Genomic DNA, 9,655 nt, shown 5'->3' on the forward strand with positions numbered 1-9,655 from the left:
CTTATTCTAAACCTGTGCTTTGGTCACGCTCCTATTTTGCAAGCTCTTGTGGCGGTGCGCCATTAGATATTATTAAACAATATATTCAGAACCAGCAAGGCTAGCCAGTGATGCGAAATTCACCTCCGCCCTAATGTCGGGTGGAGTCCTCTTTCGCTTTTTTGATAGTTTATCATTCTCGTATGTCAGTGTAGTACGAGGCTTAGTGATCGATCAGCATAAATCTGCGTCATACATATCGACATGTATCTAACTCATTGAGCAGTTAATGTATCATTGAACCCTGATTGGCTTATAATTATGCGATCTACTTTCTTATTTTATCATTGCTCACGCGCAAGGAATTTTATCATTATGTCGACTTCTGCGACCACCAGCTATCAGCCAGCCATGGAATTCAATGCTATCACCATCAACTCGTTTAAAGCCTATGATATACGCGGTGAGCTTGGCGTCAATCTCGATGAAGACATCGCCTACCGTATTGGTCGGGCTTTTGCTCAGATTTTATATCAGCGCTATCACGCAGCCATTGAAACTCAAACCAATGATATGGCAGAACTACAGCCCGCTATCGTCATTGGTAGTGATATTCGCCACTCTAGTGAGCAATTAAAACAAGCCGCTATCAAAGGCATCGTTGATGCAGGCGTCGACGTTATTGATTTGGGCATGAGTGGTACGGAAGAGGTCTACTTTGCTACCAGTCATTATCAGGCACTGGGCGGTATAGAAGTTACGGCAAGCCACAACCCTATCAACTACAATGGTTTAAAACTGGTCAAAGAGCACTCAAAACCTATCAGTGCGGATGATGGTTTGGCAGAGATTCAGGCATTGGCAGAATCAGGACAATTTACCACTGACAATCAATCAGGACAGTTGCAATTATTGACTGATAAAAGTGCTTATATCGATCATGTCATGACTTTTGTTGATGTTGATAAATTAAAGCCCCTTAAACTGATTATTAACTCTGGTAATGGTAGCGCAGGTCCAGTCGTTGACTTGTTAATCGATAGACTGGTAAAAGCTGGTGCACCCATTGAAATTATCACATTGCATCATACGCCTGATGGTAGCTTCCCTAACGGTATTCCCAATCCAATGATTGAATCCAATAGACTGGCGACCCAGCAGGCCGTTTTGGAAAACAAAGCGGATCTTGGTATTGCCTTCGATGGTGATTTTGATCGCTGCTTCTTGTTTGATGAAAATGGCGTGTTCATTGATGGTAGTTACATCGTCGGTATGCTCGCTCAAGCTTTTCTGAATAAGTATCCAAACGAGTCCATTGTTTATGATCCACGAGTCATATACAACACGGAAGCCGTTATTAGAGAACATGATGGAAATGCCGTCATCAGCAAGTCTGGACACTCATTTATCAAGCAAGTCATGCGTCATTCAGGTGCGGTCTATGGTGGTGAGATGTCCGCCCATCATTACTTCCGTGACTTTTTCTATTGCGACAGCGGTATGATTCCTTGGTTACTCACCATAGAGCTGCTGTCTATCACGGGTAAAACCTTATCAGAATTGGTCACAGGCTATATTCAGTCTTATCCCAGCTCAGGCGAACTAAACTTTCGCCTCACGACTCATGATGCTCCAACGATCATCAGCGCAATCGAAGAAAAATTTAGTATCGACAATCCAACTAAATCTCTGCTTGATGGTTTGAGTCTGAATTTTGGCGAATGGCGCTTCAATTTGCGTGCTTCAAATACTGAACCACTTATCAGATTGAATATCGAAAGTCGCGGCGATCACGCGTTATTGTCTGATAAAACTCAAGAAATTCAGCAATGGCTAGCAGCACAAGGTGCGGTTCCAGCATAAAATCACAAAAAAGCTCGCTAATCATGATTAGCGAGCTTTTTTGATAATGAAGAACTTCAATAACATTATTTAGATCGGCCAATGCCCACATAGTCGCCTACTAAGCGATCAATTTGCGACCGAGTAAATATATTTTGCGCATCAAATACTGGCATGGCTTGCTGATTGATTTTATCAATATCTAGTCGATCTCGTGGCGACCAACTGATCAAAAAAACGGCCTGAGCATCATTGATTCTCTGATAAGGACTGCTAATCAATTCAAGTAAAGGTTGTTGTTCGTACAGTGCAGCAAGCTCAACCTGTGCCTTATCGCTATAGACTAGTGTACGGATATTATAAGACCACAGTAATGCTAATAACGGATGGATAGCTGAGCCTGCGGTACGGCCTGAGCCTGCTTTATAGCTGCCGCCCCAGATCATGACTGTTTTATTATCAATGAAGCCATCAAAATACTGCCAAAACTTGCGAAATATCAGCTCTTTTTGGTCTTCGTTAATATGCACGACAGACTGTAAAAGAGGCATATCTAAACTGTGCATTGTGCTCGACTGCTGTAACTTAGCCAGCTCGGTAGGTAGTGTATTACCGCCAAACCCCCAGCCTGCCTGTAGATAGCTACTGCCTACGCGCTCGTCCAACCCCATGATACGACTCACCTGACTGATATCCACCTGCTGGCTATCCGCCAAGCGTGACATCTCATTCATAAAGCTTACTCGGGTCGCGAGCATCGCCATGATACTACTACGAGCAAACTCTATCGTGGCGATATCGGCATGATGAGCGGCGCGAGCATGCTGCATTAACGGCTGTAACATCTCTAAATGTTGGTTGCTGTCTGCTGTTTTTTCACCCAGCAACCATAATGCAGGGTTCAACATGGAATTATAAGCATCACCATCTTGTAAAAATACGAACGGGACATAATAAACCCAAGCGCGCTGTAAACGCTCAGATAGCGCTGAGATAGCTCCTAATTGCTCAATACCACTCATAATCACAGGTAATGCCTGTTGGTGACTGTGGTTAAATGCCGTAATCCAGCTGTCGTCGTTCCATGTTGGCTTAATACTGTCTAAAAACAACCAGTAAAGCGCCACTTTATTTCGATCATCACTATGAATGCTCTGACTGACGACGTGGCTGTCACCATGATTTGCCGTTTCATAATATTGTATTAACGTCTCTGCACTATCTGGCAATGCTTGACTCGTAATAACTCGCTGCTGTACATACATTTGCCATAGCGCTTGCAGATGATGCTCAAAGCTATATTGCTGTATCTGCTGAGCCAATAGATCCATGTCTGCATACAGGTGAACGCGTTGACCTAAACTTGCCAGCACCACTGCACTGGTAATCGCTTCAATACTATGGCCAACTAGCACACACACATTGGAATTGATCAATGGGTTTGATGCAAATTCATTATAAGGCGTACATTGATCGTTTGTAGTAGTCCCCATGAGTGTACCTTTTTACATTATTGATTGATCAGTATTACTAAGACAGTTTTTTGATATGCTGTAATAATTGGTCGGTAGAAGTATCAAATTGGCTGTGAGTCTCTTGCTGCATAGCGTCATGCACAGACTCTGCCATTTGCTTGCCCATCTCAACCCCCCATTGATCAAACGGATTGATATCCCAAATACTGGCCATCACGTAAACCTTATGCTCATAGAGCGCAACCAGCGCACCCAAACTATGAGGCGTAAGCTCATCAATAAGCAAGGTAGTTGATGGTTGATTACCACGGTAGTACTTATATTTGTCTGCTTCGGAAACTGTCTGTGGATCGACCAGATCTGTCACAGCAGCATTGCCAAATGCCAATACTCGACTTTGCGCCAAACAGTTGGCTAAAGACAACTCGTGCTGTTGTTGCAATGAGGAGTTTTGTGCATCATCACCGTAGCGACGTACGCAAGCGATAAAGTCACAGGAGACCTGCTGCGTGCCTTGATGTAGCAGTTGATAGAATGCATGTTGCGCATTTGAGCCAATTTCACCCCATAGAATTGGACACGTATCATAGTCAATATGATCCCCATTCCGAGTAACGGACTTACCATTACTCTCCATCTCTAGCTGGGTAAGATAACTCGGCAAATAGCCTAGCCTGCCATCATAAGGCAATACAGTGTGCGCATTTACTTGTAAAAAAGTACTGTTCCAAACAGCCAGTAAGCCTAGCAATACTGGTAAGTTATCAGCAAAATCAGCCTGTGCAAAATGCTCATCCATACTATGAGCACCGCTTAATAGCGCCTTAAAGCCATTCATACCGATACGAATAGCAATGGCAAGGCCAATTGCTGACCATAGAGAAAATCGACCGCCAACCCACTCCCAAAGCTGCAACTGATGCTCAGGATGAATTCCCCAAGCACTCATTTTTTCACTATTGGCTGAGATACCGATAAAGTGACGACGTAATACACTACCTTCTGTGCCTGCACGGAGTTTTGCCGTTGCAAGTAGCCAAGATAATGCTGTCTTAGCATTTGATAAAGTATCAACCGTACCAAAGGATTTGGAAGAGATAATAAATAGTGTGGTCTCAGGATTTAAATGCTTGAGTCGATTGTCAAGCTGAGTGCCGTCCATATTGGAGACAAAATGCACCTCAATACTGGTATCTGCCCATTCGTCGAGTGCTGTAGTTGCCATGAGTGGGCCTAGATCGGAGCCGCCAACTCCAATATTGACAACATCTGTAATTGCCTTGCCCGAAAACCCGCGCCATGTACCATTGCGCACGCGCTCAGATAGGCGTGCTACTTGTGTCAAACTATGATGTACATCAGCGACGATATTTTGTCCATCGACTTGTAATGTCGCTGTCTCTGGCAATCGTAATGCTGTGTGCAATGCAGCACGCTGCTCGCTGGTATTTACCATCGCCCCTTGTAGTAACGAATCAATACGAGCATCTAGCTCACAACTATCGGCCAAACTTAGTAAGTTAGACAATATTGTCTGATCGATACGCTGCTTACTAAAGTCCATATACAGCGTACCAGCCTGTACACTAAAATGTTTAGCGCGCTTGTCATCTTGCGCAAATAACTGTGCAAGCGACCAAGGATGTTTTGCAAGCGTTTGTAGTTGCTGCCAATATTTAGAATGTCGAGCACTACTATATGCCTTGTCGCCCTTTATTTCTTTCATTAGTTACTCATTATTTGCTAATTGCTGCTCGGCAAAGTAGATAAACGCCTGCATATACGAACGCATATCACCTGCGTCATAACTGTTACCACGCATAATCGTGACTTGAACACCATATGCATCAATCAAAGCATCAATCGCATCTGTTAGCTGAATCTCACCACCGACTGAAGCTTTAGTACTGGCTAGGTAATCAAAGATATGGTTGCTGAATACATAGCGTCCTACCACAGCTAGATTGGAAGGAGCATCAGCTAAATTAGGCTTTTCTACAAAACCAGCCACTTTAAAGCTAGCATTAGTATTTATTTCTTCATTAGTATCATTAGTATCATTAGTATCACTGAGCTTTTCATCTAGTCGAGCGATACCATACTTATGTACATCTTTATCTGCTACCTTATCGACCAATATCTGTGAGTAACCATCTGTAGCAAAGGCATCTAACATAAAGGCTAAATTATTAGCTGACATATCAGTGGTAAATGGATCGAGTACGACATCAGGTAACAATACGGCAAAGTCATGCTTACCAATAATTGGTCGCGCTGCCAATACTGCATGACCCAATCCTAACGCCTTACCTTGACGTATCATCGATACCGTCACATCTTCTGGCAACCAATTTAAACTATCAGCCAGCTCATCTTTGCCTTTATGACGCAATTGATTGTCCAACTCCGCATTGATGTCAAAGTAATTTTCAATCGCGCTCTTTTGCGCATGACCGACCAAGACAATATGCTTAATACCCGCAGCGACTGCCTCTTCGACCACGTAATGAATCGCAGGACGATTGCCAAGCGGTAACAACTCTTTTGGTACAGATTTCGACAATGGCAACATACGAGTACCAAAGCCTGCGACAGGAATAACGGCGTGAGTGATTTTTTTCATAGTATGTTAGCTATATTAAGAAAATGGGTGAAAATGAGACAATCATAACGCATTATTAGACAGCTGTAACGCCATACGGCTTAAGAGACATCGTAGCCATTTGGGTTCATGCTCTGCCAACGCCATGTGTCTTGACACATATCAATAATTGATAATTCAGCTTGCCACCCTAACAACGTTTTCGCTTTATCGGCACTGGCATAACAACTCGCAATGTCACCCGCACGGCGATCTGTAAACTGATAAGGAATAGCCTGTCCAGATACATCAGAAAATGCAGATACCAACTCTAATACAGACGTGCCTTTGCCAGTTCCTAGATTAATAGGTAAAAAGCCTACTGAGTCTTGTTGTGCCTTTCCACCCTCATTTAGACTGGTTTGTTTATCTAGATAATTTAGGGCAGCCACATGACCTTGAGCCAAATCAGTAACATGAATGAAGTCACGGACACCTGTTCCATCGATAGTAGGATAGTCATTACCAAAGATACTGAGCTTATCAAGTTTGCCGACGGCCACTTGCGAGATATAAGGCATCAAGTTATTAGGAATATCGTTTGGGTCTTCGCCAATTTGCCCAGATGAATGCGCCCCTACTGGATTAAAGTATCTAAGAGCAATCAGGTTCCAGCTGTCATCAGACACAGCTAAATCTTCCAAGATATGTTCAACTGTCAGCTTGCTCTGACCATAAGGATTGGTACAAGAACGTGGTGAGTTTTCATCGATGGGTAAGGATTCAGGCTCACCATAGACAGTAGCAGATGATGAAAAAACTATATTTTTAATATTATACTCTGCCATAACTTCTAATAAGGTTATGGTGCCGCTGATATTGTTATTGTAATACAGCAATGGCTTTGCTACTGACTCCCCAACTGCTTTTAACCCAGCGAAATGGATCACGCCAAAGAATTCATGCGAAGTAAAGACTTCTCTCAGTAACTCAGTATCTCGAATATCCCCTTGGATAAACTCAATTGTCTGTCCAATGAGAGTAAAGACACGGTTAATCGCTTCACGGCTACTATTAGACAGATTGTCATAAACGACTATCTCGTAGCCTGCTTCATGTAGTGCTATACAAGTATGAGAACCGATATATCCAGCACCGCCAGTAACTAATATTTTATTTTTCATAACATCGATCCGTTACTTTATGAATTAGTTATTCGTCTTTGCTCATCAATGCAACTATACTGGGAACTATAATACATTGCCAACGTAAATATATTAATAATACATATCCAATTTTCCGCTACCAACCCAAGCTATCGACTACGTCATGAAATTCAATAACTACTTCAAGCCACTATTGTCAGGTTACTATAAACACTATCGCTACCCTAATCAGCGTTTGGCGCTAGTGGTTGGCATGCTACCATGGAAAAATATCGTCAGCGAATGGGTGCTTGAGTCGACACATGTACAAATACAACGACACTTTGATAAGCAGTATTTTAATCTTTGGCTCAAGCCTTTTATCCAAAAGGTCAATCCTGTCATCTATATTTGGGGTTATAAAGCGCCTCAACACTTTATTGAGTATGTCCGCGCACAAGGTTTAGATATTTTTTTCTTAGAAGATGGTTTTATCCGCTCAGGTCCTGAAGATGATAGTAGCGCTCCACCATTATCTATTGTAATGGATAGCCAAGCACCATATTTTGATACCACGCGACCAAACGATCTGACCGACCTCATTGCAAATTTTGACTTTGAACAGAATGGCTATGATGAGACGTTAGCACAGAAAATGCTTGATTATTATGTGTCGCATAAAGTGAGCAAATACAATCATCAACCCTATGTCGATGTCGCACCAATATATGGTACTAAGAATAAAGAACGTATTCTGGTATTAGGTCAAGTACCACATGACGACTCATTGACATACGGTGGCGGTAAGGACATTACTCTACTTGATGTAGTGAAAAAGGCAATTCAAGAAAATCCTGATGCGCAAATTATTGTAAAACCACACCCAATGACGTTAGATAACCCTGACATCGTTAGTATACTCATCGAACTGGATTGCCTTATCCTCACTCAATCTATTCATTTGGTCGATGCATTGAAAACTATCGATCATGTCTATACGATTACATCGTTAGGTGGATTTGAAGCATTATTAAGAGGAAAAAAAGTCACCGTATTAGGGCGACCTTTTTATTATACTATGACTAATAGTGTTAAGACACTCAATATTAACGATAAGCGAAGATTGATGTATTTGTGCTATTACCTATATCAAAAATCTATATAGATGAATATATTACTAATAAATTTTTTAAATATTTTTCCTATATCTTATTTGTGAAATTCTATTTTTTTCAACATATCTACATAGCCATTCAACTCTTTTATCAAAGCTTAAACTCTCTAAAAATTCTTCTTGGTAGCTTTCTATGTAAGAAGAAATATATTCAGGGTTAGTAAATACTATCTGATCACTATTATCATCCAAATAAAATATACTATCTAAATAGTATGTTTTCATTCTTTCAGGAACTATTAATTCTTGATACCTATATTTATAAGCTACTACCATAGTGGGTATGTTCTTCATTAGAAGCTGTACTTCCATTGCAGAAATATCAGTTATGGCATACGATACGCTAATTTTTTTATTTGATGATATATATTTAAACCCAGTACAAAAAGCTTTCAATCTTTTTTTAACAGATACATTATCTTCCACTATGGAAACTTTTACGCTGTTTTTAACGAGTATTGACATGGTGTTGTTTAGAAAAGATATATAGTCCCTATTTCTATGGCCTAGGTTTGGATGTACTTGAATAATAATTTCTCTAATATCATTATCTTTAATAACTTTAAGTAGTAATTTATCAATACCGTTTACAATCGAAGAGAAATTCTCATCTGGTACTCCCCCTTCCCATGTAGGTGCATATAATAAATTACGACTCTCTTCTTTATAAGAATAGTTATTCTGTCCCACAAAAGTACTGCCTAATCTAATAACTCTATTATTTTCTATATCAGATTCAGTAAACAGACCTGCCTTTAAGTATCTATCAATACCAACTTGACCAGATGTTATGACATGGTCATAGATACGAACTATTGGTTTAACAGAAGACTTTTTATTGCTTTCACCATGTGTAATAAATACATGAGATACGTTTCTAAAAGCAACCATACGACAATTAGATTGAGCATTAAATAGATAAAAAACTACTTTACCATCATCGAATGAAATGTCTGAATATTTTTTGATAAACTTATAAGAAATACTATGACTTTCAAATAAATCTGAAATTATTCGATAATTTTCCTTATAATATTTTACATAGACAGAAATACACGCATTACGATGAAAGACATGTGACTGAAAGTAATTCAATAACTGTTTGACAGCACCTAATATTTTCGTGTCTATATAGATATAGTATAGATTGCTCGTTATCTCAGTTTGCACAATCATCTTCCATCTTTACGTACATCAATCACAATTCCAGTTTTTTGCGAAGACAAAGCTTTTAAACTTACTCTAGCTACCTGTTCTGCATCTAATAAAAGCTCAAGTGGTTCAATACCAAAGTTCGCAGTACGCATAGGGGTGGCCGTACGTTCTGGATTGTGAACCGCCCCGGAATTGTCGGAGACTCAATTTTCTGAGAGAATACGACAATGAAAACACGAAACTATACCCCTGAAATGAAAGAGCGCGCCGTCCGTATGCTAATTGAAGCTAAAGACGATTACCC

9 protein-coding genes are annotated in these 9,655 nt (G+C 40.6%); 3 read left to right on the forward strand and 6 right to left on the reverse strand.

From position 1 onward, the window contains the following. The coding region (locus JMX83_RS14270; protein WP_201603111.1) for a transposase at window positions 1–104 on the forward strand (104 nt) is incomplete at its 5' end. Window positions 105–354: 250 nt separating this feature from the next. Then, the gene (locus JMX83_RS14275; protein ID WP_201603113.1) at window positions 355–1,842 is read left to right on the forward strand and encodes a phosphohexomutase domain-containing protein; all 1,488 of its coding nucleotides are present in this window, start codon (window positions 355–357) and stop codon (window positions 1,840–1,842) included. Between the two features lie 65 nt (window positions 1,843–1,907). On the opposite strand, the gene JMX83_RS14280 is transcribed toward JMX83_RS14275, so the two are convergent. From JMX83_RS14280 to galE, 4 genes are all read right to left on the reverse strand, one after another. Beyond that, window positions 1,908–3,314 carry a UDP-glucose/GDP-mannose dehydrogenase family protein gene (locus tag JMX83_RS14280; protein WP_201603115.1) on the reverse strand — a complete coding sequence of 469 codons (1,407 nt, stop codon included), beginning with the start codon at window positions 3,312–3,314 and terminating at the stop codon, window positions 1,908–1,910. Between the two features lie 37 nt (window positions 3,315–3,351). Beyond that, window positions 3,352–5,022 carry a glucose-6-phosphate isomerase gene (gene pgi / locus JMX83_RS14285; protein ID WP_201603117.1) on the reverse strand — a complete coding sequence of 557 codons (1,671 nt, stop codon included), beginning with the start codon at window positions 5,020–5,022 and terminating at the stop codon, window positions 3,352–3,354. Between the two features lie 3 nt (window positions 5,023–5,025). Further along, window positions 5,026–5,919 (reverse strand): UTP--glucose-1-phosphate uridylyltransferase, encoded by an 894-nt coding sequence (locus JMX83_RS14290; RefSeq protein ID WP_201603120.1) that lies wholly within the window; start codon window positions 5,917–5,919, stop codon window positions 5,026–5,028. Between the two features lie 80 nt (window positions 5,920–5,999). Then, entirely contained in the window at window positions 6,000–7,061 is a 1,062-nt protein-coding gene (gene galE, locus JMX83_RS14295) for a UDP-glucose 4-epimerase GalE (RefSeq protein ID WP_201603123.1), read from the reverse strand. 145 nt (window positions 7,062–7,206) lie between these two features. Between galE and JMX83_RS14300 the strand changes: the two genes are divergently transcribed. Continuing rightward, window positions 7,207–8,187, forward strand: coding sequence for a capsular polysaccharide export protein, LipB/KpsS family (locus tag JMX83_RS14300; protein ID WP_201603127.1), 981 nt, complete (start codon window positions 7,207–7,209; stop codon window positions 8,185–8,187). Window positions 8,188–8,211: 24 nt separating this feature from the next. On the opposite strand, the gene JMX83_RS14305 is transcribed toward JMX83_RS14300, so the two are convergent. Further along, the gene (locus JMX83_RS14305) at window positions 8,212–9,372 is read right to left on the reverse strand and encodes a hypothetical protein (RefSeq protein ID WP_201603129.1); all 1,161 of its coding nucleotides are present in this window, start codon (window positions 9,370–9,372) and stop codon (window positions 8,212–8,214) included. Further along, window positions 9,369–9,503 (reverse strand): hypothetical protein, encoded by a 135-nt coding sequence (locus tag JMX83_RS15275; protein WP_320157669.1) that lies wholly within the window; start codon window positions 9,501–9,503, stop codon window positions 9,369–9,371. Before JMX83_RS15275 ends, JMX83_RS14305 begins: the two co-directional genes overlap by 4 nt. Between the last annotated feature and the right edge of the window lie 152 nt (window positions 9,504–9,655).

It is taken from the genome of Psychrobacter piscatorii (assembly GCF_904846415.1).
In the GTDB taxonomy this organism is placed as follows: Bacteria; Pseudomonadota; Gammaproteobacteria; order Pseudomonadales; family Moraxellaceae; genus Psychrobacter; species Psychrobacter piscatorii.